Below are 25,189 nucleotides of genomic sequence, written 5' to 3' on the forward strand. Positions count from 1 at the left end.
GTACCTTCCCTTAAATCCAATTCGATTGTCTGATCTTATGAATAAAAGGCGCCTTAAATGCGCTGCATATAAGCATAAAACTAACCATCTCAACCGAAATGCACCCTTACGAATAACATTGCACCTACCCATTTGGGAAGCCGATGAGATTCGAGGGGTGCATTTTCAACTTTACTCCAAGATATATCCAATAATATACAGTAGATATCGATTACTTTTTAATATATGTTACATGGGATATAGCTTCGAAAATAAAGTACATAAACTTGTTAATGCTTTACGCCGTTTTACGTATTAACCTGTGTAACATTTAACAAACAAATTGCGCAATTTGTTTAACACTTTATTTTTATAAAAAAACGAAGGGAGGAAGCGCAGTTGGAGATGGCCCCAGCGAACACAGCAGTCTACCAAAACCAAAAAAGTCATACCCAGGCAGGCCTCATGCCAACCGAACAATTCGCTCAAATCTATGATCTGTATTATAGACGAGTTTATAAATATATTTGCTATCGAATTAATAACCACTATGCGGCAGAGGACATATGCAGTCATGTGTTTGAGGTTGTCATTTCAAAATACGACAGCTTCTCATCGGAAAAATCCAAATTTGAGGTATGGTTGTTTGCAATTGCGAGAAACGCCGTGACGGATTACTTCCGCTCACAGAAAAAAAGAGCTTTTTTTTCACTCGATTCAATTTTGGATAGGGTTGTATACAAGTCGTCTCCGGAAGAGATCGTCATTCGGGATGACAATAATCGAGCATTATTTACGGCACTTGCTAAGCTGAGTGACAAGGAACGTCATATTATTGCCATGAAGTATGCGGCGGGTCTAAAAAACTCGGAAATTGCAGACTTATTAGGTGTAAGTGATTCCAATATTGGCGTTGTGCTCTATAGAAGCTTAAAAAAACTTCATAAAGTATTACATATAGGAGGTTTCACCTATGACTAAAAAACAGAATATAGAAGAATTTGGTAGTTTGACTAACCTGCTTGCTGATACACAAATTGAGGATAACCCCTATAAAGATCGTATTTTCAATCGTTTAAAATATAAGCTGGAAACAGGAACAATTCAACACAATGATATAACAAAGGATGGTATTTATATGAAGCAGAGTAAGTGGAAATCTATCGTTGTCATTGCAGGTGCTATGATTTGTTTGTGTGGTGTATTTTCGACGACATCCTATGCACAGGAAATGCTTCAATCGATATTGGCACGTTTTCAAGTTGGAAATATGGAAATCACACAATATGACAAAGAGCTGCCCAAACCGGAATTAAACCGTACAGCCGACAAAGCACAAGCGAACGAATCAAGACCAATCCAGAGAGAAATGCCCAAGCACATGACGTTGGAAGAAGTTCGTGCAGCTACGGGAATCAACTTTCCAGCTCCCAAATGGTTGTCAGATCATTATGAATTCAAAAACAGTGTAGTCCAAGGCACCCAGATGGTTGAACTGCAATATGAAAAAACAGGAGAGTTTATTTCCCTGTTGATATCAAATAATACCAAGAACGGTATCAGCACCCAAGATGAGGTTAAAACCGAAACCATTGGCGGAAAAACAGTCTATTTTGCCAATGGCATCGTGCTATGGGAGCATGAAGGCTTCACCTACGAATTGTATCAAATGGCAGACAACAATTTTGATGTGGATACCATCGGTAAAATCATTAATTCTTTGGGAAAATGATTTCCATTTCGTTCGATACTTGTTCGCCAAATAATAAAGGAGCTGCCTGAGCAGCTCCTTTGCTTATTTTATGTGACTTAACAAACCCTTAAACCCCGCGCTTATTTCCCCAAATCCAGGCATGCAGCTGTGGTAAAACCCTCACTTTTTTAAAATCAGTTGAAGCCATCACAGTTTGTATCAGCCAAACATATCGTTCCATTAGTTGCTGCTGCAGCACATCCCGGTTGATCTCGCTAACATCGTGATTTCCTACTTGTAAATATAAATCAACATGCGGATAACGGCGATGGACAGTCCGTGCGTAGTCCAAATCAACATCGTCGAAGATAACGACCTTCAAACTGAATTTTTTTTGTCCTATGGTTAATTTCTCCACAATAGGATCCAATTGAGTCCAGTCCGTGATCATTGTGGAGCTTGGGGGCTTAGGTGACAGCGTTAATTCGTCAATATCCATAAACCAATCCTGCCAACGACTTCCTTGTGTCTCCAGGGCAATCTCGATTCCCCGCACATGAAGAACCTCGATTAATTCGCCCAGCTGTTTGATCAGGGCCGGATTACCACCAGATATGGTGACGTGACTACAAGTAGCTGTACCTAATTCATCGAGCTCTTGTTCAATCTCTCGGGCTGACATCCATCGAATGTCCTGTTTAGCAGAGCCATCCCAAGTAAAGGAAGAATCACACCATGAACAAGAATAGTCGCAGCCCGCTGTACGAACAAACATCGTCTTTTGCCCAATGACCATTCCTTCACCTTGTATGGTAGGGCCAAATATTTCAAGAACGGGTATGCCTTTAGCATTCATAAGATACGCCCGCCTTCGGACGGAATATGACATAGCTTGTAGGTGTCTCCCGCAAAAATACTTGAATACAGGCAGGGCGGTTCGCGGTTGTATCCAAATATTCTTGTACAAGATTACATATGGTTCTCGCTATGATTTCACTTGTTGGAAATCGGGAGGCATCATGCTGATCAAATTGACTGTCGTTGTTGAGCAGCGTATGATCGAAACGGTCGTGTATGAGCTTCTTAATCAATGAAAAATTGACAAGGAAACCTGTTTCGTCCAGTTCATTACCAGCAATCGTAATATTGGCAAAATAAGTGTGTCCATGCATCTGTGAGCATTGCCCAGCAGCTTCCGCGGGTATATAATGGGCCGCTGCAAAGTGGAAGTCTTTATTAAGTTCAAATTGGAAGGGATGGGTGACTGAGGGATATATTTGTTGTATCATCACAATACCCGATCATTTCTTAATGACAGGTAATCATCAAGTCCACGTTGGCGAAGGCGGCATGCTGGACATTCCCCACAGCCCTCCGCGATAATTCCATTGTAACAAGTAAGTGTTTGGCTGCGGACATAATCAAAAGCACCCAGTTCGTCTGATAACGCCCACGTTTCTGCTTTATTTAACCACATTAATGGTGTTTCAATAACAAAAGGGTAATCCATAGACAAATTCAAGGTGACATTGAGTGATTTAATGAATATGTCTCGGCAATCGGGGTAACCGCTGAAATCCGTCTCACAGACACCAGTAATAATATGCCGCGCGCCCACCTGCTTGGCTAAAACCGCCGCAAAGGAGAGGAATAAATGGTTCCTCCCGTCTACAAACGTATTGGGGAGCTTCCCATCTTCTTCTTTGATATCGATATCGTCCCGTGTCAAAGCACTCGGAGCCAGCTGATTCAATAATGACATATCCAGAATATGATGCTTGATACCCAGATCCTGAGCGATACTAGCCGCACATTCCAACTCCAGCTTGTGGCGCTGTCCGTAATTAAACGTGACCGCTTCTACCTCGCTGTATCGGGCTTTAGCCCAAAATAAGCAGGTGGTACTGTCTTGTCCGCCGCTAAAGACTACTATGGCTTTTTCTTTTTTCATTAGTCGTATTCCTCTCTTTTCTACAAAATTGAGATAAAAAGAGAGATTCAAAAATAACTATACAAACAAAGATCATAACTAATATCAGCATTGGATATCAGTTCTTTAGTTTTTTATAGAGGGAGTTTTCGAACCTCTCTTGCCTCTGTCAGACAAGCAAACGCACGTGCAGAATAACGAATGGACATCCGTTTTCATTCATTACTATACCACAGGTATTGATTTGTATCGAGTCGAGAGTTAATCTAGCATAAGCAGATTGTTTATTTGGTAACCTACAATTAATGGAGGAATTCTAACTATGAGTACACAACAAGATGGCATACAACCGGAATTTGGAAGAAAAGAAAGCGAGCTGAAAGGTGTAAGCTTGTTAGGTAATCAAAATGTTGAATACCCGAATAGCTACAATCCCGGCATCCTCGAAACCTTTGTGAACAAACACCAGGAAAATGATTACTTCGTGAAATTCAATTGTCCCGAATTTACAAGCCTTTGTCCGATGACAGGCCAGCCTGACTTTGCCACCATCTACATCCAATATATGCCTGATGTTGATATGGTCGAAAGCAAATCGCTCAAGCTGTATTTGTTCAGTTTCAGAAACCACGGCGACTTTCATGAAGACTGCGTTAATATCATCATGAAAGATCTGATCCGATTAATGAACCCCAAATATATTCAGGTGTGGGCAAAGTTTACACCTCGAGGTGGCATTAGCATCGATCCGTTCGCCAACTATGGCCGTCCAGGAACCGAATATGCCAAAATGGCCAAAGATCGCTTGTTCGCTCATGATATGTACCCTGAAAATATCAACAATCGCGGCTAATTCGAGCGCGAGCTTGACTCATGCTTGACCTTGATATCAAAAGGAGAAAGACGATGTACGATATTACAATTATTGGGGCAGGGGTAAGCGGAATTTTTGCTGCCCATACCTTGATGCAGGGGAACTTGCGTATTTTGATGATTGACAAGGGCAAACGGCTGGAGGAACGAGATTGTCCTTTGGAGCGGGGAGAAGCAAGCTGTCATTGTGTTTCCTGCGCAAAATTCATCGGCTTTGGCGGATTAGGCAAATCTGAAGGGAAATATAACTATACGAACGATTTTGGTGGGGAGCTGGAGTCCAAGGTAGGATATGACTATGCTTTGAAGCTCATGGAGGAGGTAGATCAGGTGCTGTGCCGATTTGGCGGAGACCAGGTGGGGATGTATAGCACCGAAAATCCTTCCCTTGTTCAAAAGGCCAAAAAAGCTGGTTTTGAGGTTCTATCCACGAAAGTCCGTCATTTGGGAACGCGTCTGTCGGAATCCGTGCTGCAGCAAATGTTCGTAGCGCTGAACAGCCAAATGGATTTTAAATTTGATACAGAAGTAGCGTTGATTCGTAAAGGAACAGACGGCTTTGAGCTGGAAATAACAGGAGAATCACCCATCTATTCAAAAAAAGTCATTATCGCCACGGGCCGCAGCGGCAACGACTGGTTGTCTGATCAATGTGTTTCCTTAGGTATCCCTCAGAACCATACGAGAGTGGATCTTGGCATTCGTGTAGAGATGCCGGCCAACCAGCTCGATCCTATACTCCAGGGATCATTTGAAACCAAGCTGCAATATCGGGGGGATGGCTTTCATGCCACCACGTATTGTATGAATCCAAAGGGAAGAATCATTCGTAAATTTCAGGACGGACTTGTCATGGCAGACGGACAGAATTACCGGGAACAAGATGAGGGCTCCTCTAATCTGAATTTTACTTTGTTTGTTCCACGGTACTTTTCAACCCTGCAGGAAGCCAACCAATATGCTCATTCGATTATTGGGGCTATTAATCACAATAGGGACCGCATATTAGTGCAGCGCTTGGGAGATTTGAAGAGTGATAGGGCAACCTTGTCTTCTACGATGTCTCGCAATACAGTCAAGCCGACGTTATCTGTAGACTATGGCAGCTTGAAACAGGAGGTTCCGGAGCCTTATATTCAAGCTGTGGTTTTATTCCTTGAGTCTTTGGAAAAGCTGTTAGATAAACCAATTGATGAGGATACGCTTCTATATGCGTTAGATGGAAAGTTCTATTCGCCGAGAATAGAGACGGATACCCATTTTGAGACGGAGGTTCGTGATTTATACGTGATAGGTGATTGCTCCGGAATAACACATTCATTATCTCAAGCAGCTGCCAGCGGAATCTATGTCGGCAGAAAGCTTATTCAATATCAGGAGTAACTGGCAGTAAATGAATAAGGCTATTTCTTATTACTTGCTATAATTCCTCCCGACTCCGACCCCAATGGCAACACCTATTCCAATACCCAGTGCAAGGTTGAGAATGACAGATTTATTAGTTGTATTTAACCTAAAAACTAGCGAGGCAGGCACAGCTGGAACCTGAGTAGAAGTCTCATACAAAGATTACATAATATTTATTATGTAATCTTTTTTTCATCCGATGTTCTCATTATAGACATATTGTCTCCGTACCGTTTATACTTTAGCTACTTAAAAATCGAGGAAGGTGCTTATGAGGGGGAGACGGTTCAGCCGCATTACAACCCAGTTCAATGATTTTTTCCATAGTCTACCATTTAAACAAAGAATCCTGATTTCCTTCGTCATCTTGATCACATTGGCTATTAGCGCGGCAGGTACGATTTCATATTTGATCGCATCCAAGGAAATTCAGAACAATGCGTTTGAATCGAGCCAGGAAACCGTCAATAAGACCGCGCAAATCATGGATACCCGATTGAAAAATATTTCTACATCGATTCAATCGCTGATGTTCAGCGATGCCTTCGAACAAATGCTGCGAGATGTTCAGAATAACGATTTTCTCAATTATTATAAGCATTTATCCGCTTTGCAGTTTGTATTTTCCCAAATCAGCTATAACGAGCCTTTAATTCAAAATGTATTGATAGCGACGCCAATCGGTGATTTTTATTCAACATCCGAGAATCGGAACCCAGCACAATCATTTTACGATTCCGACTTGTATGATAAGATCAAAAATAGCCCTAAAGGCGTTTGGTATAAAGGACATGCCGATCTCTTTTTTTCAGGAAACCAGCGTGTGCTCTCTTTTGTTACTAAAGGGATGCATGAACGTGTGTCCAGTGACCCGCTGAATGTATTCGTTGTCGTGAATATTAAGGAAAGAGAGTTTGTTCGCTTAATTAACCAAAAATCGCCAAGTAAGGATCGCAATTACGTATTAGTTGATGCCAAAGGCGAGGACGTCATTCAAGACGATGTCCCGAACACTTACCAATTCAATCAGGATGCTTTGTTTTTACAGCAAATGAGGTCTGGGCTGCAGGGTTCTTTTTTTCATGAATTCCATAAAGCCGATTATTTGGTTAACTATACGAAGCTGGAAATTGCCGATGATTGGGTACTCATAGGTACACAGTCCAAGGATCTGCTGCTGCAGCAGGTGAACGGTATTAAGCGGACGACCCTATATATCATTGTGGGCTTCGTGCTGACATCCTGGCTGTTGTCTAATTACTTGACGGCTTTGCTCTTGAGGCCTTTGTTTAAGCTGCAGGGATTGATGAGAAAGGTCGAGGACAACCAGCTCTCGGTTCGTTTTGAAAGCCGCTATACAGATGAAGTGGCTCAGGTCGGATTTCAATTCAACCGGATGCTGGACGAGATCAATCAACTGATTGGCAACGTCAAGTTCAGCGAGCAGGAGAAACGAAAGGCAGAGATGAAAGCTTTAACGGCTCAGATGGAGCCTCATTTTTTATACAATACGTTAAATGCGATCTATTGCAAGTCGGTTTTGGGAGAAAACAACGACGTGAATGAGCTGATTCTGGCCTTATCTCAAATGTTTCAGTTGGGCTTGAGCGGCGGCAAGGATATGATGACTCTGGAGGATGAATTATCGCATGTCAAGCAATATTGTGCGATTCAGCAGAAATGCTATGAAGGTTTGTTTGAGTACGAGTTGATTGTTGAGGATGATCAGCTGCTCGCCTATTATGTACCCAAAATTGTGCTTCAACCACTGGTTGAGAACAGTATTTTACATGGGTTTAAGGACAAAGCTTCCGAAGGCAGGATCCGCATACAGATCTCAGAGGACGATCAGATGCTGCATCTCCTGGTTGAAGACAACGGCACAGGTGTAGATATGGATAAGGTCGAGCAAGGAATGGCAGCTGGTGGCAATACCAAAAAAGGCTATGCATTACGAAATATTAGGAATCGGCTGCAGCTGTACTATGGGAATGAGAGTCGCATGAAACTGACGAATAATGACAAGAACGGAACTACAGTAGCTTTGTGGATTCCGATGAATAAAGGAGACCATGAATAGGATGGAATCGCATACCCTTATTAAATTATGTGTCATTGACGATATGAAGATGGTTGTCGATATGATTTCACAAAAAATAGCTTGGCTCGATCACCAGATAGAGATCGTCGGTACAGCATTGGACGGAGAAGCTGGACTGCGTCTGGCACAGCAGATGAAGCCCAACATTATTTTAACCGATATTCGCATGCCTCGTATGGATGGACTTGAAATGACTCAGGCTATATTGGAAGCATCGCCACGAACCAAAATTATTATTTTGAGTGCATACTCCGATTTTTCTTATGCTCAACAGGCCATTCGACTAGGAGCCTTTGATTTTGTAAAAAAGCCGTTTGCTATCGATGAAATTGTCAGTGTTGTATTGAAAGCCAAGCTGGCTTGTGAAATGGAGCACAAAGAGCAGATCAGACTCAAGGAAATGGAGCAGAAAATCAAGGAAAGCCTGCCGATCCTGAGGCAAGAATATTTGACGCTGCTGCTGCATCACCAGACGAGAGAGGCTAGTGCCAGACAGCGCTGGGAGTTTCTCGGGGTCGATTTGGAGCCGAAGGACTTTGTCATTTTCATTGTTGAAATCGATCAATTTATGGACAAGTATCAGGCGCTGCCTGTTCAGGAAATTGAATTGATCCGGTTCAGTTTGCAAAATATTATGGAAGAAACGATAACCTCGATGACGACTGGTATTATTTTTCGTGAAGCTATCAACCGTTATGTGGTTGTCATGAACTGTAAGGATGATCAGATAGCATCTGAAATTGCCGAAGCCTGCTGCTTGAACATTGCCCGTTATACGCGATTTACGGTTTCTATCGGAGTAGGGCTCGGTGTACACGGCATTCATGAACTGCCTCATTCCTACCGACAGGCTTTGAATGCATTATCTTATCATTTTTATACCGAAGGTAACGGTGTATTCAGCTGTGTGAATATGGCTATCGGGCAGAGAGGCATACCGAGCTATTCAATTTCGAAGGAGCAGGACTTCCTATTCGCCCTACGATCGGGTAACAGTGACAAAAGTCAGCATTTGCTTGAAGAAATTTTCAACGATCTGGTTGATATTGTTCCGCTTCCCGAGCCACAATACGTGGAAAATGTATGCTATGAGCTATCCTCCAAAATTTTCAGGCTGATGCTGGAAAAGTTCCCCTATGAGACTGTTCATCAGATGGAAACGAAAATGAATGAGTTTAAAAGTAAAAGCCAGCCGACGCTTCAGGAGTTTCGAACCTTATTGAAAGAGCTCTGTCTGGAAGGCTGCGCATGGATCGAGAAAGAACGTTCGCATGAATCGATCAAGATTATTCATCAGGTCAAGGATTACATCCGGGCCAATCTGCACATGGATTTGTCGTTGGAGCATTGCTCCAGGCAAATTAATCTCAGCCAAGGTTATTTTTCTAACCTGTTCAAAAAGGTACTCGGCGTTTCGTTCCAGCAATTTGTGATTCAGGAAAAGATGGAAAAGGCCAAAAACATGCTGATTGATGATTTTCAGGTTCAGGAAATCGCACAAGAGCTTGGTTATGAGCATCGGCGTTATTTTAGTGATATTTTCAAAAAACATACGGGCATGACACCATCTGAATTTAAAATATCATCCCAGGGAAGAATTCAATCATGAATTTCTTCCCTTTTTGTATGAAAACCTGCCCTTAATGTTGGGTTAACCGCCTTATGTAACAGACATGAAACACTTATAATCAATTTGTAAGCTAAAACAACGAAATAGATAAGGGGAGATCAATATGAATACAAAACTGAATCAAAAACTGGCACTGTCTGCATTTTGTTTGTTTCTGGTAACAGGATTGACGGCATGCAGCACCACTCCGGCAGCCGATAAACCGGGAGCTGCACCTGCAGACAACAAGGATACCGCGACCAAGCCGGCAGCCAAAACCAAGCTGACCTACTGGACCGGAGATCGCCATGATGCGGACTATATTAAAGAAGTGATTGAAAAGTTCAATACAACGAATAAAGATAACATTGAGGTCGAACTCGTTGTTAAAACGGAAGACTTCAACCAGGCGATCGACTTGTCGTTTTCATCAGCGGAGACACCGGATATTATTCGTGTCAAAGAAAATACGATTCAAACCTTTTACAAGAAGCAATACCTGGCTCCAATTGACAGCTATTTAACTGCTGAGCAGAAGAAAAATTTCCCGGCAATGATTGATTTGAACAGCTTTGATGGTAAAATGTACAGCTTGCCAAACTATGGAACGACGATGCGCTTGATATACAATGTTGATTTGTTCGAAAAGGCCGGGATCAAAAATCCTCCGACAACGCTGAAGGAAATGGTCGATACCGCTAAAAAGCTTACAGAAGCCGGTAAAGCAACGGGCTCTTATGGATTTGCCCAAAACTTCAAAAGCCCGGAGAGTGCGTTAGGCCGTTCCGCTCGCGTTATCGCTGAGGTCAGCGGATATGGAGGCTTTGGTTATGATTTCAAAACTGCCAAATTTGATTTCAGCGGCTTTAAGCCCATCATCGAAGCCTTCAAGCAAATGAAGGATGATGGCAGTACGCTGCCGGGAATGGAATCTCTCGACATCGACCCGCTTCGTGCACAGTTTGCTGAAGGCAAGATTGGCATGTACATGTCCTTCTCTTCGGAGCCGGGTGTTTACAAAAGTCAGTTCCCTGCGAAGATCAAATGGGCAGCAGCCCCAGTACCAAGCATAGATGGTAGTATCAAAGGCGCTTCAGGTTTTCTGGGTGGACAATGGCTATCGATCAGCTCCAAATCGACCAAAAAGGACCAAGCGTGGAAATTCATTAACTTCATGTATCAAGAGGAAGTATTGCAAACGTATCATGAAAAGGGCTTTGGCATCTCAATGGTTCCATCCGTTATTGCAAAAGCCAAAAAACCTGATATTGGCGGAATTGAAGGCTTCCTGCCTAACAAAGTGGATGGCGTTTGGCCAATCCAGCCAATCGTCAATGTCAAAGGAATCAAATACAGCGACGCATTTTTCAAATACATGCTCAGCGGTGGCGATTTGAATGAAGTGATTACAGATTTGAACAAGCGCTATAATGAAGCACTGGCTGCTGGTGTTCAAGCGGGCGAATTTAAAGCAAGCCCTATGGCTGACTTTGACCCAGCGAAGCTTGGGGGACAATTCGCCAAATAATTTCATGCAGGGACCAATTCGGATGGGGTTCTCACCCCATCCTTCTCTATCCGAATTTATGCTATAGGAGTTGATATTTTCATGAATAAAGCAGGGAAGTACGGGTTTGCCTATAGTTTTTTGATGCCAAGCTTTATTCTGACTGTGGTATTGGGATTGTATCCGATTGGCTGGGCAATGAGATATATGTTCTACGATTATAAAGGTTATGGCAATGAAAGATTTATCGGTTTCGATAACTTTTCACAAATTATGGGAGATACGCAGTTTTGGGATTCAGTTGTCACCACATTTATTTTTGCAGGTGGGAAGGTGCTGCTGTCGCTTCCTCTGGCTCTGATTCTGGCAGTTGTACTTAACAGGGGATTACGGGGCAGGCATTTCCTGCGAGCGATTTATTTTATGCCTACGATTATTAGCTCTGCTGTTATGGCAGTCGTATTTTTTGCGATCTTTAATTCCTATAATGGTATTCTGAATCAATTTCTCATGAAGTACCAGATCATTGCGAAAAATATCGAATGGCTCGGTCCCGACTATGCACTGCTGACGATTATTCTTGTTGCTGTGTGGGGAGCTATCGGCAATTATATGCTGCTATTTCTGGCCGGTCTGCAAAATATTCCCCATGATATTTACGAAAGCTCGGCATTGGACGGCGCTAATAAAATTCAACAGTTCTGGTATATCACCATCCCGATGCTTGGACCTGTTCTGCAAATTATTATTATGCTGGCGATAATTAATGCCCTTAAAGGTTATGAAAGTATCATGGTCTTAACCGGCGGGGGACCGATAGGGAAAACGGAAGTAATGTATTTGTATGTGTATAAGCTGTTCTTCCCTGTTGTGGGTGAGGCTCAGGCCATACAGGATATCGGCTATGGCAGTGCCGTCGGTTTCGTGACAGCTCTGATCGTCGGCGTGATTACGCTCGCTTACTTCTATACGTCCAAACGTGTTAATAAAAATTTCTGATACGAAAACAAAGATAATGCTTACGAAGTCAGTTTTCTAACGAAAACAAAGCATATGCTTACGAAGTTAGTTTTCTAACGAAAACTTTTAGGAGGTCCAATCATGAACATGCAGGCAGCTGTCAGGCCGAATACGACCGTTAACCCATCCACATTGTCCCGCATGCTTGGGCAAATCATTTTATGGATTTTTTTGCTGGCTATTGCATTCCTAACGATATTTCCTGTATTAATCGCGATCCTCGGTTCCTTCAAAACCAATCTGGAATTGACTACAGGGGCCACTATATTCCCTTCGAATTGGATGTTCGAAAATTATGTGCAAGCCTGGAAGCAGGCGAATTTCTCCACCTTCACCTGGAACAGTTTGTTTGTCAGTATTAGCACAACCGTCGGTACGCTCATTGTTGCTTCGATGGCTGCGTATGTCATTGACCGTTTGGGGTTTCCGGGTAAAAAGCTGTACATTGCCATACAAGGAGGCACCTTATTTGTTTCCGTGGGTGCAGTTGTATTGAGACCGCAATTTGAATTGATGATTAGCTTGAATTTACACACATCGCTTTGGGCAGTTGTACTTATTTTGATTAGTGCGCATGCGTATATCTTTTTTATTCTGCTCAGCTTTATGAATGGAATACCGCGAGAATTGGATGAAGCTGCCACAATCGACGGTTGTTCCCTGGGTGGCACCTATTGGAGGGTGATTTTGCCTTTGATGAGACCGGGTCTTGCTGTATGTGCTCTATTTACTTTCCGAGCCGCTTGGAATGAATATTTATTGCCCTTGGTCTTTACGATGAGCAAACCCAACCTGCAAACATTAACCGTAGGTTTGGCGAATTTAAAATACGGAGTAGCCGCAGCCTCACAAACCCACTTTATGATGGCTGGCGCTTGTCTGTCGATTCTTCCTATCCTGGTTGTCTATATCTTTGCTAACAAGTCCTTTATGCAAATGACATCAGGCTCGCTTAAAGGTTAATGTTACCTACAATAATTCCCATATGGAGGTACCCACTTATGTCCAATACTCAATCCAGCATTTTAACGTCCAGCAAGCTCATTCATCGTCACCCGGCTAATCCGATTCTCGATGCTGCACGTGTTCCGTATCCAACCGCACTTGTGTTTAATGCCGGAGTGACGAAGTTCAATGGCAAATACGTGATGATTTTCCGCAATGATTACGGCTCTATAAGTGAGCAAACGATTGAACCTGCTTCTACTACAGATCTTGGGATAGCTTATAGTGATGACGGGATTCATTGGGAGGTCGGACCGAAGCCTTGCTTTAAACTGCGTGATCAAGAAATCATACGTGCCTATGATCCGCGCCTTACAGTTATTGATGGCCGCTGCTACATGTGCTTTGCAGTGGATACCGAGCATGGAATTCGAGGCGGTATCGCTGTAACCGATGATTTTGTAAACTTTGAAATCTTAAGCTTATCAACTCCCGATCTGCGTAATATGGTGCTGTTTCCTGAGAAAATCAATGATAAATATGTTCGTTTGGAAAGGCCATTTACCGTATACAGCAGGGGTGGGGTCGACCGCTTTGACACCTGGATTTCGGAGTCTCCGGATTTAAAATATTGGGGAAATTCCGATTTGCTGCTGGCTGTAGAGGATGTTGCTTTCGCTAATGATAAGACAGGACCTGCTGCACCTCCGATCAAAACTGATAAAGGGTGGCTGACTACGTTCCATTCGGTCGATCTTGACACGACAAGAGGGAAAAATGGCTGGGAGCCGACCTGGAAAAAAAGATATTGTGCTGGTATCATGCTGCTTGATCTCAACAATCCCCGGAAAATCCTCGGTATGTACAAGGAGCCGCTGCTTGCACCGGAAGCCAGCTATGAGGTCGAAGGCGGCTTCCGCAATAATGTCATTTTCCCCGGTGGTATGATTCTTGAAGATACCGGTGAGGTAAAGATTTATTATGGTGCGGCCGATACTGTGGTCTGTCTGGCTACCGCGCATGTCGATGATCTGCTTCAATTATGTCTGTCGCCACGCTAGAGTTACAAGGGAAAAGCTATAGAAGAGGAGAAGGAGAATGCTTATCATTCGCCTTTCTCCTATTTTTCGATTAAGGTGTTTAGAATCTGGATGATAAGGGTAATAAATCAAGATACATATCTAATTAATGGGTATTGTCTAAATTATTGTAAAATACGAATTTGAGGCGGCAAAAAAGTGAAATATGTAAATTTGGGACGGACGGGTTTAAAAGTAAGTAGACTTTGCTTGGGTACAATGAATTTCGGTCAAAACACGGAAGAGAAAGAAGCGTTTCGTATTATGGATGCTGCACTGGACGCGGGAGTCAACTTTTTTGATACGGCGAATGGATACGGCGGCGAGAAACGCGGATTCACAGAAGAAATCATCGGCCGATGGTTCGCCCAGGGTGGCAGTAGGCGTGAACGCGTTGTTCTGGCCACCAAAGTGTACGGCAATATGGAAGACCCGAACGATGGACCCAATACAGAGAGCGGATTGTCTGCCTATAAAATTCGTCGGCATCTGGCAGGCTCTTTAAAAAGGCTTCAGACCGATCATATTGAGCTGTATCAAATGCATCATATAGAACGCAATGCTACATGGGATGAGCTGTGGGAAGTGTTTCAATCGTTGGTTCAACAAGGAACCGTCGATTATATCGGCTCCAGTAACTTTGCAGGTTGGCATCTTGCATTGGCGCAAGCCGAAGCTAAGGCACGGCACATTCTCGGTCTGGTTTCTGAGCAGCATAAATACAGCTTATTATGTAGAGAACCGGAGCTTGAGGTATTACCGTCGGCACAGCATCACGGTATCGGGGTTGTGGCATGGAGTCCGCTTGCAGGAGGCCTGCTTGGCGGAAATGCGCTTAATCCGCAGAAAGGCTCCAGATCATCCCACGAAAGCAATGCGATAGAGGCTAAACGGACGCAATTGGAGCGTTATGCAGCACTTTGTGCGGAGCTAGGAGAAAGCGAATCGAATGTGGGCTTGGCATGGATTCTGGCGAATCCAGCATTAACTGCGCCGATCATTGGTCCAAGAACTCAGGAGCAGCTTGAAAATGCCCTTAGAGCTGTGGACATCGTATTGACTGAGGACACGATGGTCGAGCTCAATCAAATTTTTCCCGGCCCCGGCAAGCCTGCGCCTGAAGCTTACGCATGGTGAATTCATGTTAACCAATTACCGTTAATGGTTCGTTATCCAGCAATATGGTATTCATCCAAGGAGTCTTACACGACATACTGTGTAGACTCTGTTTTTGATTTTCAAGGGACACCTAACCGATTAGTTAATAAAAATTTGCTGAGAGTAACCTCATAAGGTACGATGGCAGTAGGGGACATCATCTCCTTATCAAGCAAGAAGGGAAATCGTATCTATGGATTTGAAAAAACTGCGTTATTTTATAGCAGTGGCAGAAGAACTGCATTTCAACCGTGCTGCACAAAAATTGAACATAACCCAACCACCCTTGAGCCAACAAATTCAAGGTCTTGAAGAAGATCTCGGAGTGAAGCTCTTTGAGCGAACCAAGAGACAAGTTCAACTTACGTCAGCAGGGGCGATATTTTTGGAAGAATCCAGAAATATTGTTGCTCAATTGGAGCGATCTATTAAAATAACACAGCTTGCGAGTCAGGGGAAAGTGGGACAGTTGTCTATAGCATTTGTAGATTCGGCAGCTGGCGGTATGATGGTCAACGTTGTCAAGAAATTCCGGGAACATTATCCTGATGTGCAGCTTACTCTAACCGAAATGACATCTGCCCAACAACTGAAAGCATTACATGATGGAAAAATTCATGTAGGTTTCCTTCGTTGGGCAGACCCGTCCCCAAGTATTACCTCTCGACTCTGCACTAACGAATCACTCGTTGCCGTATTACCCGAAATGCATCCATTAGCGATACATCCAACTCTTTCCTTATCTTCTGTAGCGAATGAACCTTTTATTATGTCTCCGCATCATATGGGGGCTTCTTTTCATGATCTCATCATGGAGGTATGCGAGCAGCATGGATTTCAGCCTAATATCGTACAGGAAGCTGTTCAAATGTATACCATTGTAAATCTGGTCGCTGCCGGTATCGGCATTTCAATTGTACCCTCATCGGTTTGTGTCTTCCAACGCAGTGGTGTCGTATTCCGATCATTTAACGAAGACACACCGCCGGTCCCTCTCTATGCAGCCTGGAAAACAGCTAATAGTGAAACCGTTCCGGCTCATTTTTTGCAAGTGGTAGAAGAAATGGCTGATAGTCACACAAGTAAACTTGTGAGCACCGTATGATCTTATCCGGTTTTGCTGGGATCAAACTCAACAACGTTATTTAAAATGTGATTTATTTGCCTCATGACCTCAGGATCAAGAGAGACACCAGCAGCTTTTACATTTTCCTTGACCTGCTCGGGCTTGGAGGCGCCAATAATAGCTGAGGATACTTGCGGGTTTTGTAGCACCCAGGCAATCGCAAGCTGTGGCAGCGTTAACCCGCATTCTTCGGCAATCGGTCGGATTCGCTCAACAGCCTGCAGGACTTCTTTACGCAGCCACTGTCCGGCCAAACGTTCGAAGAATGGTGAACCCGCTGTGGTAGAAGCGCGGGAGCCATCCGGTAGTGGCTTGTCTGGTGCATATTTACCGGAAAGAATACCTTGTGCCAGAGGGGACCAGACCACCTGACCGATGCCTTCACGCACACATGCGGGAATCACTTCGGCTTCAATAACACGCCATAGCATGGAATATTGAGGTTGACTTGCAATGAAGGGAACCTTGAGCTCCTTGGCCAAAGCCGCTCCAAGCTTGATCTGTTCTGCAGACCATTCACTGACCCCGACATACAGAACCTTTCCCTGCCGCACCAAATCGGATAAGGCCAAAAAAGTTTCTTCAAGTGGTGTGGTCGCATCAAACCGGTGTGCATAATAAACATCGATATAATCCGTTTGCAATCGTTGAAGCGAAGCATGGCAAGCCTCGATAATATGTTTACGAGATAATCCTTTATCGTTATGTCCGCTGCCTGTTGGATGAAACACCTTCGTGCACAGCTCGATCCCTTCACGACGTATCCCCTTTAAAGACACACCTAATACCGATTCCGCTCTCGTTTCCGAATAGACATCAGCCGTATCAAAAGTCGTAATCCCGCAGTCCAGAGCAGCGTGTACACATGCTTGCGCCGTGGTATCATCTACTTGTGCGCCATGAGTTATCCAGTTTCCCAATGCGATCTCGCTTACCCATAAGCCGCTTTTGCCAAGCTTCCGATAATTCATTCTTAATTCCTCCCTTCAACATAAATCACATTATTACAAGTGCCTTTCAATATTAAAAATATATAAAAGTCGCGTTATTAATTCGATAAATGAATTACTATTAAATGAATCAAAAGGTATACAAGTTTAAAGCTGTGCTACAAACATGTGTTGACACAAAAGTAATTAGGTGCCATACTATGTGTATGAACAATGATAATAAAGTAACAAATGACATTAACGCTATTCCCTCGCTTGTACAATCCAAGCGTCAGATTGATCGCTATAATCTAGATATAGACGCACAGGCTGTGCTCGTCGCGTCTAGGTTGATGGCAGCGGGAGCCAAGCTTGGACATGCTTCGGAGATTCATTTCGCCAGATTCGGTTTATCAACAGGGCGGTATCGTTTACTAGCTGATCTTGAAGATAACGAAGGAGAAGTGTTGCCCTCGCAATTGGCAGAGCATCTAGGTGTTACACGTGCTACAGTGACCGGTCTTATCGACACACTGGAGCGAGATGGCCTCGTTTCCCGGCGATCAAGTTCAGTCGATGGCCGTCAGAAAGCGGTCAAATTGACAGAGCAAGGAGCGAAGAAGCTCCGCGAAATGGCTCGCGAGCATTTTGCACGGCTGGAAGCTATGGTGAGCTTACTCAGTATAGCGGAACGCAGTGTATTTCTGGACCTGCTCGGCCGAGTTACACAAGGCATTTCAGCGCTTACGGACGAACCAGACGAACCAAAGGAAAATATCAGTAAGGAGTAGAACGGGCTAGTGAAGCTAGCCCATTTTCACTCTTATATAGTTAGCCTCCTAATTATATAGAGCTAACAGCAATTGCTGAACATTTTAAAAGAAGAAAGGATGGATGTAACTGAATGAACAAGACAGAATACCCGAGTAATACAGAAGGTCTTTACGACATCAAGACAGCTGGTTCTGGCGCAAAGACTTTTGTACTGTGGCGTGAGGTTGTAATGGCTTATGCATCTCCTGCCATTATGGCGGGCATCGGGGGATTGGTCACTGCCGACAAAGGACTCCAAATAGGGGCCTTGACCACAATCGGCGGAATGTCAGCCTTCATAGCCTTGATGCTTGGCCTTTGGTTACGCAGCCGGGGAGGCCATGTACGGTGGATCAACTGCACACCTCACTTGGTTGTGGTTGGGATGTTTGCGTTGATGGGGGCAGCATTTGGCCTATTCGCCGCTTGGACGACAACTAATTTACTGGGGATTATTATTCCGATGGAAAACTTGACCTGGGTCGATCGTGTCTGGATCGATTTCCCGTTATCCGGAGTGATTGCCAGCACGATAGTAACATGGCGATGGCGTCTTGCCGTCACAACAAATTGTTCATCCAAAGGAGAAGATAAAAAATGATAGTTATTATTGGAGCAACAGGTACGATAGGTAGTGCGCTTTTGAAACGTTTGATAGATCTTGGTGTGCCCGCCAGAGCGCTGAGCAGAGAGCCTGAGAAGTTGCGTGATCTGATCGGGGATAAAGGCCGATCGACAATCGAGGTCGCATCGGCCGATGCTTCCGACCCCGAATCGCTGCGCCAGGCGTTTGCAGGAGCTAGCCAGCTCTTCCTTGCCATGTCAAACAGTCCAAGACAAATCGAATTGGAGACTTCGATCATCCAGATTGCTTCCGAATCTGGAATCGAACACATCGTCAAAATATCCAGTCCTGCCTTTGAGAAGACCTCTCCAGTGGCAGTGGCGGGCTGGCATTACGAAATCGAGAAAACCTTGTGTGAATCGGGCCTAACCCACACTGTGCTGCGCCCCTATGCGTTCATGCAAAACTTACTGCGCTTTGCACCAACGATCACAACCCAAAATGTTTTCTTCGGATCCATGGGAGATTCTCTCTGTAACTTCATTGACTGTCGCGATATCGCAGATGTAGCTGCAGAAGTTCTAACCAATCGCGAAGTATCAGGCCAAATATATACGCTTACGGGTTCGGAGATTTTTAGCTATTCCCAGATCGCCGGTCAACTATCTACCCTGCTTAATCGGCCGATAAGCTACATCAACTTGGACCCACAAGTACTACTCAGCAATCTGATCGAACACGGACATATGCCTCCTTGGCTAGCGAACCACGTTGTGGAAATTCAAACCATGTCTACGGTAATACCGGAAAAGCCTACGGACACTGTAAAGCGCTTGCTCGGTAGAGATGCACGCAGACTAGACGCTTTTCTGTATGAGTATGTAGAAAATTTCCGGTAGGGGTTCCGCCTCAAGGCATCAAGTCAGGAATTTAAATTACCCCCAACAAGGAAATTATCTAATCTTCTTCCTTTTGGGGGTAACTACAGTCCTTTGGCTTATGAAAATGTAGGGCATTCGTTTCCTTTTCCCTATATCAAACCAGCAGATGTAACAGCCAGTATGCGATTAGCTCAAAGACTTGTTTTTACAACAGGTGCACATATTAGAAGGAATCTGTATCATCAGCTGACTTTTTTGCTGCTTAGCTTCGTGTATCGTTTCTTCTTTTTTAGGATGATTTTCTTCTTGAGCTTCATTACTTTAACTTTATTCAACACGCGAATGCCACGTTTCTTTCTTCGGTTTACCATCTTCTTTTTTGTTTTACGTTTAGGTATGGATTGAGGTATAGGTTGAGGTATAACTTCAACTAAAGTTTGCTCAAACGGCTCTGAACACTCGGGCTTTTCTGGTTCTGGGATGAAACCGAAGTTTACCAATTGAATATCCAGCTCTGACAGCTTCTCGACAATTCGTTGATTCGTAAAAACATGCAGCTCCTTAGCTCTCCCATCCGTCCATACTGAATACGCTCTGACATCATCGTCCACATAGCCAGGGTGACACATCAGCTCAGTGATACCATCAGGAAGATGATCCAGATAGCCGATTAAACGGTCAACACCGTCATCTGTATCGTAAGTATCGAGAATCAAGTAATCCGAGCTGCGAAAGATTTGTCTGTCTTCTATGATCAATGGATGGAGACGCATCGGAATTTGCAGACGAATTGAAAGGTCTTTCAAAGCGCGATACACGAGCTCCGAATCGATATGGATATGATGATGGGAGTCCAGATGGGTAGGATATAAACCACTGGCAATGAATCGTTTAAATTGAACTTCCAATTCGGTAATGATATGCGCTTCAGTCCATTTACTTCTATCCTTCGAAAAAACACCTTTAGGATTAACTAGAGAAGAAACCTTTTGTTGATTAGCAAGCGGTTTACCATAGGTTAGATTAAAATGTAAACCAACTCCCAATGAGGGTGTTTTCTTCGCAAGGGTAACGGCATCATGGAACCCAGGCATGTTGCACATTAAGGTTGTACTGGATACTGTACCCGCATGATAGGCTTCGATAATACCTTGATTGATACTTTGGGAAAGTCCAAAGTCATCTGCATTGATAATGAGATATTTTGTCACAACGAACCCTCCCTCCATATAATTAATAGTATTAATGATTTATCTGATTAATTGATTATTTTGCAATTCCTGAAGCAGGCATTCAGAGCCTACAAGCTCGGTTTCGTATTTATTATGCTATGTATTACGCTACTATCAGGGAAGGGTATCAACCTACTTGACTGTCCATTTTGCACCGTAGGTTTGGTTGGTTTCCAAACGGATTCGTATTTTTGCCGACAGTCGTACCCAGCGAGCAAAATTGTACTTTAAAACGGACTGTGCTACCATATTCTTGATTGCGACGAATTTGACGAATAGGAGATAGAGGATGCAGATTGTAGCTATTATACTTGGAGTAACTATCTTATCATTGTTATTGTTTTTACGTTATTATCCTGCTTTCGGAGCAAAGTGGTCTGGGGATAAGGTTGTCAATGAGGTGGATATTGGATCTAACACGATACCGGGAACAACCCTGTCCATCCTGAAGGATTTTATCAGAGGAAATCCGAATAGTAAGCCAAGCCAGCCTATCTCGATATTTCCTGCTGATCTTGGACGAAGTCAGGAATCGGGGACACGAGTTGTCTGGTTTGGACATTCGGCTTTTCTCATTGAAATCGATGGCAAGACATTGCTGCTGGACCCTATGTTCGGTAAAGCACCTACGCCATTTCCCTGGTTTGGTAATCAGAGGTACAGTAAGCAGCTTCCGATCGATATTGACCAGCTTCCACCGATTGATGCTGTCCTACTGTCACATGATCATTATGACCATCTGGATTACGGCTCCATCCAAAAGTTGAAGCATAAGGTTGGCAGCTTTTATACGCCTCGTGGAGTAGGAAGACATTTGGCAAGATGGGGTGTCGATCGGAGTAAAATCCATGAATTCAACTGGTGGGAAGAAACGGAAGTCGCTGGCTTGAAGCTCGTATGTACCCCAGCGATTCATTTTTCTGGAAGATACTTATTGGACAATAACTCGACCTTATGGTGTTCGTGGGTTATTGCCAGTTCGGAGCATAAGCTGTTTTTCAGTGGAGACAGTGGTTACGGACCCCATTTCAAAAAGATAGGGGATACCTATGGACCTTTTCACTTGACAATGTTGGAATGCGGTCAGTATGATGAGAGATGGCCAGCTATACATATGCTGCCAGAACAAACCGTTCAGGCACAGCTCGATGTGCAAGGTAAAGTGATGATTCCGATCCATTGGGGAGCTTTCAAGCTGGCCTTCCATGATTGGACGGATCCGATTGAACGTGTGATCCAGGCGGCCAAAGAACGAGGAGTAGCGATTGCCACACCAAGAATCGGTGAAGCGGTTAACGTAAATGCTTCACAGTATCCAACTGCTATTTGGTGGAAATCATACATATAGCATCCATACACTCGACATTCGTATACAAAATGTGAGCTTTACCTGCTGCAAAACGTAGATTTTGCAGTGTTTTTTTCACCAAAAAAATTACGCTAAATTGATATTTAGCGTAATTACACTTTAAACGAACGGAGATAATTGGTATGGACCGTATGTACCCCGATGAAGAGCTCCTGGAGCTGTTTGATATTTGGATGAAGGACCAAGGATTTACCGCTCAAACGCAAAAAGCTTATCTGGGTGACGTCCGATTATTTTTGGCTGCAGTTGCTCCTAAATCACTGGGTAAGCTGGAAGCTTTGGATGTGATGCGGTTTCTCACGCAGATGCGTCAGGGAGGAGCAGGGGATTCGACACGTAATCGTTATCTATCCTCGATTCGAACTTTTTTCAATGCATTAATTGAGCATAAATATGCGGACAACAATCCGGCGCTGCATTTAAAAAAATCAAAGGTCGAGAGAAACTCACTGCCTTCATATTTAGATGAGCACGTGCTGTCCGCTTTTTTGGAATCGATCGAAGGGAAATACCAGATTCGGAATGTCGCAATGTTTTTGCTGATGAGTTATGCGGGTTTACGAGTAAGTGAACTGCATCGATTGAATATAGCAGATTTTAACCGTTCCTCGCACATGCTGCAGGTATATGGGAAAGGGCGCAAATGGAGATCCGTTCCGCTGCCGGAATCCTTGGTTCAAATTTTGATCATGGCCTTGAACGAACGAATTGATCCAAGAAAAACAGTCGAGCAGGCGTTCTTCGTATCCCAATTTGGCCGCCGCATTTCCACCCGTATGATCCAAAAAATCGCGGAAGCGAATTTTGCCCAATTGAAGACCGAATTTAGTGAGCTGCAAGGAAAGTCATTCTCCAGCCACAAGCTCAGGCATACCTTTGCTACTATGCAGGTGATCGCAGGAACAGATATACGAACTCTGCAAGAGCTGCTCGGGCATGCCAGTATACAAACCACACAAATTTATACGCATGTGGGAGACAAACAAAAGCAGGAAGCGATGAATCGGGTTGTGCCTAAGCTGCCCAAATCTGTGCTGAGAGGGACTGGCGGTTGAGCACGATCATGCTTTGGGAGCTCCGATCACTCGATTGCGACTGGCGGCAATTCCGAAAATAAGCAGTAAGAACGTAATGACCAGCAGCAGGATCAGAGGCATGTACCATCCGTTGGTCACATCATGCAGATAACCGAATAGAGTAGGGCCGAGCGCGGCTAACAAATAACCGACTGATTGAGCCATACCGGATAACTCGGCTGCGTCATGCGCATTGGCTGTTCGCAGTCCGAAAAAGGTCATCGCCAAGCTGAAAGAACAACCCGCTCCGATCCCGATCAAGATCGACCACAGCAGAACCAGGTGATTCCCTGAAAGTAGTCCTCCAATACCGATGAAAAAACACAATGCTGTCGCAACGGTAAGCACGATTTGATTTTTCATGCGTCCAGCCAGGATGGGTACGATAAAGGTAAGCGGAAGTATTGCGAGCTGCATCAAGGAAAGCACCCAGCCTGCGGAATCCGAGCTCAACCCTTGGCTTTTCAAAATGTCTGGCAGCCAGGAAATGACGACATAAAAAAGCATCGACTGCAGTCCCATATAGATCGTCACCTGCCAAGCGAGTGTTGACTTCCATACATTCGTGCGTTTTTCGCTCGACTTCGTAATAAGTGCTTTATGCTGCTGACGCCCTAGCTGTGGTATCCAGATAAGAATGGCTATAACAGCTAACACACCCCATAGTCCCAATGCTCCCTCCCAGCCTAATCCCGTATGAGTAGCTATCGGAACACTGATTCCCGAAGCAATTGCACCGCTAAGATTCATCGCAACGGCATAAACGCCGATCATGACTCCAATTTGTAAAGGGTACTTTTCTTTAATCAGACTTGGCATCAGTACATTGCAAATGGATATGGCAAGGCCCAATAGAACCGTTCCGAGCAGGAGTAAACCGATATTTGATGCTGAACGGACAACAATACCAATAACCAGTAAAATTAATGATCCCAACAAGACAGGGGACATGCCAAACCGGCGAGCCAACCTCGGTGCCAGCGGTGACAATAAGGCAAAAGCAATTAACGGAAGTGTCGTGATCATGCCTGCTAATGTATTCGATAAGCCCAAATCATGTCGAATCGTCCCAATCAACGGTCCTACTGAAGTGATCGGGGCGCGTAAATTGGCCGCGATCAATATAATTCCAAGTAAAAGCAGCCATCCGGTAGAGGCTGAAGCCGCTTGAGCATGGAGTGTACGTGGTTGAGCTTCCATTTATAGGTCCTCCTGCTCGATGAAGTGTCTAACTTCTTTAATAAACTGCTGTACCTGCTTGGCCGCCGCATCGGGATCTTGCGCGAATATGGCTTCTACCAGCTGATCGTGTTTATCCAGCGGCAGGTTATCCGAGACTTGCTTCTTTAAAATAACGGTAATTGAATCCTGAATCGCTTCCGTAATATGCTCATACAGGTCAATCAGCATACGATTACCGGTAGATTCAACAATGGTCTGATGCAGCTTCATATCCGCGTCCACATATCGTTCCAAATCGTGTTGGTTGTACAATGTCTGGCATTCCTGTTGATAGAAGCGGATTTTCGCTAAATCCTCATCAGTACGCCTTTCAGCTGATAGCTTGGCAGCTTCTTGCTCCAGAGCATTTCGAACCTCCAGCGTATCCAATAAGCCGGATTTTTGGACACGTCGTTGAATAGCCGCACCAAGCGTGCTGCTAGAAGATACATAGGTACCATCACCCTGCTTCGTCACTAGCACCCCGGCATGACACAATGCTTTTATACCTTCACGTAATGTATTGCGGCTGACATTCAGATCATGAACCAGATCCGGTTCCGGCGGAATTTTGGTCCCAAGCGGCCAGACTCCGGATTCAATCATGGCTTCAATTTGAATAATGACTTGATCAACAAGGGTAAGTCGTGTCGTTTTTTGCAGCAAATTTAAAACC

At 44.2% G+C, this 25,189-nt stretch carries 24 protein-coding genes and 1 riboswitch; of the genes, 17 read left to right on the plus strand and 7 right to left on the minus strand.

Features of this window, described 5'->3' with window-relative positions:
- The first annotated feature begins 384 nt into the window (after nucleotides 1-384).
- Both OB236_RS35540 and OB236_RS35545 read left to right on the plus strand, forming a co-directional pair.
- Nucleotides 385-960, plus strand: coding sequence for a sigma-70 family RNA polymerase sigma factor (locus tag OB236_RS35540; RefSeq protein ID WP_262688344.1), 576 nt, complete (start codon nucleotides 385-387; stop codon nucleotides 958-960).
- Nucleotides 953-1,711 carry a hypothetical protein gene (locus tag OB236_RS35545; RefSeq protein ID WP_262688283.1) on the plus strand — a complete coding sequence of 253 codons (759 nt, stop codon included), beginning with the start codon at nucleotides 953-955 and terminating at the stop codon, nucleotides 1,709-1,711. The genes OB236_RS35540 and OB236_RS35545 overlap by 8 nt, the downstream gene beginning before the upstream one ends.
- Nucleotides 1,712-1,799: 88 nt before the next feature.
- On the opposite strand, the gene queE is transcribed toward OB236_RS35545, so the two are convergent.
- The 3 genes from queE to queC are packed head-to-tail and all read right to left on the minus strand — an operon-like array spanning nucleotide 1,800 to nucleotide 3,623.
- Nucleotides 1,800-2,528, minus strand: coding sequence for a 7-carboxy-7-deazaguanine synthase QueE (gene queE, locus OB236_RS35550; RefSeq protein WP_262688284.1), 729 nt, complete (start codon nucleotides 2,526-2,528; stop codon nucleotides 1,800-1,802).
- On the minus strand, nucleotides 2,518-2,961 hold the full coding sequence (gene queD / locus OB236_RS35555) for a 6-carboxytetrahydropterin synthase QueD (RefSeq protein WP_076234131.1): 444 nt from the start codon (nucleotides 2,959-2,961) through the stop codon (nucleotides 2,518-2,520). The genes queE and queD overlap by 11 nt, the downstream gene beginning before the upstream one ends.
- Nucleotides 2,961-3,623, minus strand: coding sequence for a 7-cyano-7-deazaguanine synthase QueC (gene queC, locus OB236_RS35560; protein WP_262688285.1), 663 nt, complete (start codon nucleotides 3,621-3,623; stop codon nucleotides 2,961-2,963). The genes queD and queC overlap by 1 nt, the downstream gene beginning before the upstream one ends.
- 99 nt (nucleotides 3,624-3,722) lie before the next feature.
- A riboswitch (PreQ1 riboswitch) is annotated at nucleotides 3,723-3,766 on the minus strand.
- A 158-nt stretch (nucleotides 3,767-3,924) separates the two neighbouring features.
- Here queC and queF point away from each other — a divergent pair.
- The 10 genes from queF (at nucleotide 3,925) to OB236_RS35610 (ending at nucleotide 16,406) form a co-directional block, all read left to right on the plus strand.
- Nucleotides 3,925-4,455: a preQ(1) synthase gene (gene queF, locus OB236_RS35565; protein ID WP_076234129.1), complete on the plus strand. Its 531-nt coding sequence runs from the start codon at nucleotides 3,925-3,927 to the stop codon at nucleotides 4,453-4,455.
- Between the two features lie 53 nt (nucleotides 4,456-4,508).
- Nucleotides 4,509-5,858, plus strand: a complete 1,350-nt coding sequence (locus OB236_RS35570) for an NAD(P)/FAD-dependent oxidoreductase (RefSeq protein WP_262688286.1) — start codon at nucleotides 4,509-4,511, stop codon at nucleotides 5,856-5,858.
- A 295-nt stretch (nucleotides 5,859-6,153) separates the two neighbouring features.
- Nucleotides 6,154-7,962 carry a cache domain-containing sensor histidine kinase gene (locus OB236_RS35575; protein WP_262688287.1) on the plus strand — a complete coding sequence of 603 codons (1,809 nt, stop codon included), beginning with the start codon at nucleotides 6,154-6,156 and terminating at the stop codon, nucleotides 7,960-7,962.
- Between the two features lies 1 nt (nucleotide 7,963).
- Nucleotides 7,964-9,592: a response regulator gene (locus OB236_RS35580; RefSeq protein WP_262688288.1), complete on the plus strand. Its 1,629-nt coding sequence runs from the start codon at nucleotides 7,964-7,966 to the stop codon at nucleotides 9,590-9,592.
- 124 nt (nucleotides 9,593-9,716) lie between these two features.
- Nucleotides 9,717-11,120, plus strand: a complete 1,404-nt coding sequence (locus OB236_RS35585) for an ABC transporter substrate-binding protein (RefSeq protein ID WP_262688289.1) — start codon at nucleotides 9,717-9,719, stop codon at nucleotides 11,118-11,120.
- An 81-nt stretch (nucleotides 11,121-11,201) separates the two neighbouring features.
- A complete protein-coding gene (locus OB236_RS35590; RefSeq protein WP_076234124.1) occupies nucleotides 11,202-12,098 on the plus strand; it encodes a carbohydrate ABC transporter permease in 897 nt (298 codons plus the stop codon).
- A gap of 162 nt (nucleotides 12,099-12,260) precedes the next feature.
- A complete protein-coding gene (locus OB236_RS35595; protein ID WP_262688345.1) occupies nucleotides 12,261-13,082 on the plus strand; it encodes a carbohydrate ABC transporter permease in 822 nt (273 codons plus the stop codon).
- A 38-nt stretch (nucleotides 13,083-13,120) separates the two neighbouring features.
- A complete protein-coding gene (locus tag OB236_RS35600; RefSeq protein ID WP_240420744.1) occupies nucleotides 13,121-14,125 on the plus strand; it encodes a glycoside hydrolase family 130 protein in 1,005 nt (334 codons plus the stop codon).
- 177 nt (nucleotides 14,126-14,302) lie between these two features.
- Nucleotides 14,303-15,280 carry an aldo/keto reductase gene (locus OB236_RS35605; RefSeq protein ID WP_262688290.1) on the plus strand — a complete coding sequence of 326 codons (978 nt, stop codon included), beginning with the start codon at nucleotides 14,303-14,305 and terminating at the stop codon, nucleotides 15,278-15,280.
- Between the two features lie 214 nt (nucleotides 15,281-15,494).
- The gene (locus tag OB236_RS35610) at nucleotides 15,495-16,406 is read left to right on the plus strand and encodes a LysR substrate-binding domain-containing protein (RefSeq protein ID WP_262688291.1); all 912 of its coding nucleotides are present in this window, start codon (nucleotides 15,495-15,497) and stop codon (nucleotides 16,404-16,406) included.
- A 2-nt stretch (nucleotides 16,407-16,408) separates the two neighbouring features.
- Here the strand turns inward: OB236_RS35610 and OB236_RS35615 are convergent, their stop codons facing one another.
- Nucleotides 16,409-17,398: an aldo/keto reductase family protein gene (locus tag OB236_RS35615; protein WP_262688292.1), complete on the minus strand. Its 990-nt coding sequence runs from the start codon at nucleotides 17,396-17,398 to the stop codon at nucleotides 16,409-16,411.
- 185 nt (nucleotides 17,399-17,583) lie between these two features.
- Here OB236_RS35615 and OB236_RS35620 point away from each other — a divergent pair, with 185 nt between their 5' ends.
- The 3 genes from OB236_RS35620 to OB236_RS35630 all read left to right on the plus strand — a co-directional run bounded on the left by OB236_RS35620 (nucleotide 17,584) and on the right by OB236_RS35630 (nucleotide 19,633).
- Complete coding sequence (locus OB236_RS35620; RefSeq protein ID WP_262688293.1) at nucleotides 17,584-18,147, plus strand: MarR family winged helix-turn-helix transcriptional regulator; 564 nt, start codon at nucleotides 17,584-17,586, stop codon at nucleotides 18,145-18,147.
- A gap of 113 nt (nucleotides 18,148-18,260) precedes the next feature.
- Nucleotides 18,261-18,770 carry a hypothetical protein gene (locus tag OB236_RS35625; RefSeq protein ID WP_262688294.1) on the plus strand — a complete coding sequence of 170 codons (510 nt, stop codon included), beginning with the start codon at nucleotides 18,261-18,263 and terminating at the stop codon, nucleotides 18,768-18,770.
- Nucleotides 18,767-19,633 carry an SDR family oxidoreductase gene (locus tag OB236_RS35630; protein ID WP_076234118.1) on the plus strand — a complete coding sequence of 289 codons (867 nt, stop codon included), beginning with the start codon at nucleotides 18,767-18,769 and terminating at the stop codon, nucleotides 19,631-19,633. The genes OB236_RS35625 and OB236_RS35630 overlap by 4 nt, the downstream gene beginning before the upstream one ends.
- A gap of 224 nt (nucleotides 19,634-19,857) precedes the next feature.
- Here OB236_RS35630 and OB236_RS35635 read toward each other — a convergent pair whose 3' ends face one another.
- Entirely contained in the window at nucleotides 19,858-20,826 is a 969-nt protein-coding gene (locus OB236_RS35635; protein WP_262688295.1) for a carbohydrate deacetylase, read from the minus strand.
- 310 nt (nucleotides 20,827-21,136) lie between these two features.
- On the opposite strand from OB236_RS35635, the gene OB236_RS35640 reads away from it, so the two are divergent.
- A complete protein-coding gene (locus OB236_RS35640; RefSeq protein WP_262688296.1) occupies nucleotides 21,137-22,195 on the plus strand; it encodes an MBL fold metallo-hydrolase in 1,059 nt (352 codons plus the stop codon).
- A gap of 143 nt (nucleotides 22,196-22,338) precedes the next feature.
- Nucleotides 22,339-23,271 (plus strand): tyrosine-type recombinase/integrase, encoded by a 933-nt coding sequence (locus OB236_RS35645; RefSeq protein WP_262688297.1) that lies wholly within the window; start codon nucleotides 22,339-22,341, stop codon nucleotides 23,269-23,271.
- A gap of 6 nt (nucleotides 23,272-23,277) precedes the next feature.
- On the opposite strand, the gene OB236_RS35650 is transcribed toward OB236_RS35645, so the two are convergent.
- Both OB236_RS35650 and OB236_RS35655 read right to left on the minus strand, forming a co-directional pair.
- Nucleotides 23,278-24,492, minus strand: a complete 1,215-nt coding sequence (locus OB236_RS35650) for a CynX/NimT family MFS transporter (protein WP_262688298.1) — start codon at nucleotides 24,490-24,492, stop codon at nucleotides 23,278-23,280.
- Complete coding sequence (locus OB236_RS35655; RefSeq protein ID WP_262688299.1) at nucleotides 24,493-25,179, minus strand: FadR/GntR family transcriptional regulator; 687 nt, start codon at nucleotides 25,177-25,179, stop codon at nucleotides 24,493-24,495.
- Nucleotides 25,180-25,189 lie beyond the last annotated feature (10 nt).

It is taken from the genome of Paenibacillus baimaensis, from assembly GCF_025567575.1.

What these genes read in the sequence shown, in the direction of transcription:
- OB236_RS35540 (WP_262688344.1), top strand. Translation starts at nt 385, where the DNA reads ATGGCCCCAGCGAACACAGCAGTCTACCAAAACCAAAAAAGTCATACC.
- OB236_RS35545 (WP_262688283.1), top strand. Translation starts at nt 953, where the DNA reads ATGACTAAAAAACAGAATATAGAAGAATTTGGTAGTTTGACTAACCTG.
- queE (WP_262688284.1), bottom strand. Translation starts at nt 2,528, where the DNA reads ATGAATGCTAAAGGCATACCCGTTCTTGAAATATTTGGCCCTACCATA.
- queD (WP_076234131.1), bottom strand. Translation starts at nt 2,961, where the DNA reads ATGATACAACAAATATATCCCTCAGTCACCCATCCCTTCCAATTTGAA.
- queC (WP_262688285.1), bottom strand. Translation starts at nt 3,623, where the DNA reads ATGAAAAAAGAAAAAGCCATAGTAGTCTTTAGCGGCGGACAAGACAGT.
- queF (WP_076234129.1), top strand. Translation starts at nt 3,925, where the DNA reads ATGAGTACACAACAAGATGGCATACAACCGGAATTTGGAAGAAAAGAA.
- OB236_RS35570 (WP_262688286.1), top strand. Translation starts at nt 4,509, where the DNA reads ATGTACGATATTACAATTATTGGGGCAGGGGTAAGCGGAATTTTTGCT.
- OB236_RS35575 (WP_262688287.1), top strand. Translation starts at nt 6,154, where the DNA reads ATGAGGGGGAGACGGTTCAGCCGCATTACAACCCAGTTCAATGATTTT.
- OB236_RS35580 (WP_262688288.1), top strand. Translation starts at nt 7,964, where the DNA reads ATGGAATCGCATACCCTTATTAAATTATGTGTCATTGACGATATGAAG.
- OB236_RS35585 (WP_262688289.1), top strand. Translation starts at nt 9,717, where the DNA reads ATGAATACAAAACTGAATCAAAAACTGGCACTGTCTGCATTTTGTTTG.
- OB236_RS35590 (WP_076234124.1), top strand. Translation starts at nt 11,202, where the DNA reads ATGAATAAAGCAGGGAAGTACGGGTTTGCCTATAGTTTTTTGATGCCA.
- OB236_RS35595 (WP_262688345.1), top strand. Translation starts at nt 12,261, where the DNA reads ATGCTTGGGCAAATCATTTTATGGATTTTTTTGCTGGCTATTGCATTC.
- OB236_RS35600 (WP_240420744.1), top strand. Translation starts at nt 13,121, where the DNA reads ATGTCCAATACTCAATCCAGCATTTTAACGTCCAGCAAGCTCATTCAT.
- OB236_RS35610 (WP_262688291.1), top strand. Translation starts at nt 15,495, where the DNA reads ATGGATTTGAAAAAACTGCGTTATTTTATAGCAGTGGCAGAAGAACTG.
- OB236_RS35615 (WP_262688292.1), bottom strand. Translation starts at nt 17,398, where the DNA reads ATGAATTATCGGAAGCTTGGCAAAAGCGGCTTATGGGTAAGCGAGATC.
- OB236_RS35620 (WP_262688293.1), top strand. Translation starts at nt 17,584, where the DNA reads ATGAACAATGATAATAAAGTAACAAATGACATTAACGCTATTCCCTCG.
- OB236_RS35625 (WP_262688294.1), top strand. Translation starts at nt 18,261, where the DNA reads ATGAACAAGACAGAATACCCGAGTAATACAGAAGGTCTTTACGACATC.
- OB236_RS35630 (WP_076234118.1), top strand. Translation starts at nt 18,767, where the DNA reads ATGATAGTTATTATTGGAGCAACAGGTACGATAGGTAGTGCGCTTTTG.
- OB236_RS35640 (WP_262688296.1), top strand. Translation starts at nt 21,137, where the DNA reads ATGCAGATTGTAGCTATTATACTTGGAGTAACTATCTTATCATTGTTA.
- OB236_RS35645 (WP_262688297.1), top strand. Translation starts at nt 22,339, where the DNA reads ATGGACCGTATGTACCCCGATGAAGAGCTCCTGGAGCTGTTTGATATT.
- OB236_RS35650 (WP_262688298.1), bottom strand. Translation starts at nt 24,492, where the DNA reads ATGGAAGCTCAACCACGTACACTCCATGCTCAAGCGGCTTCAGCCTCT.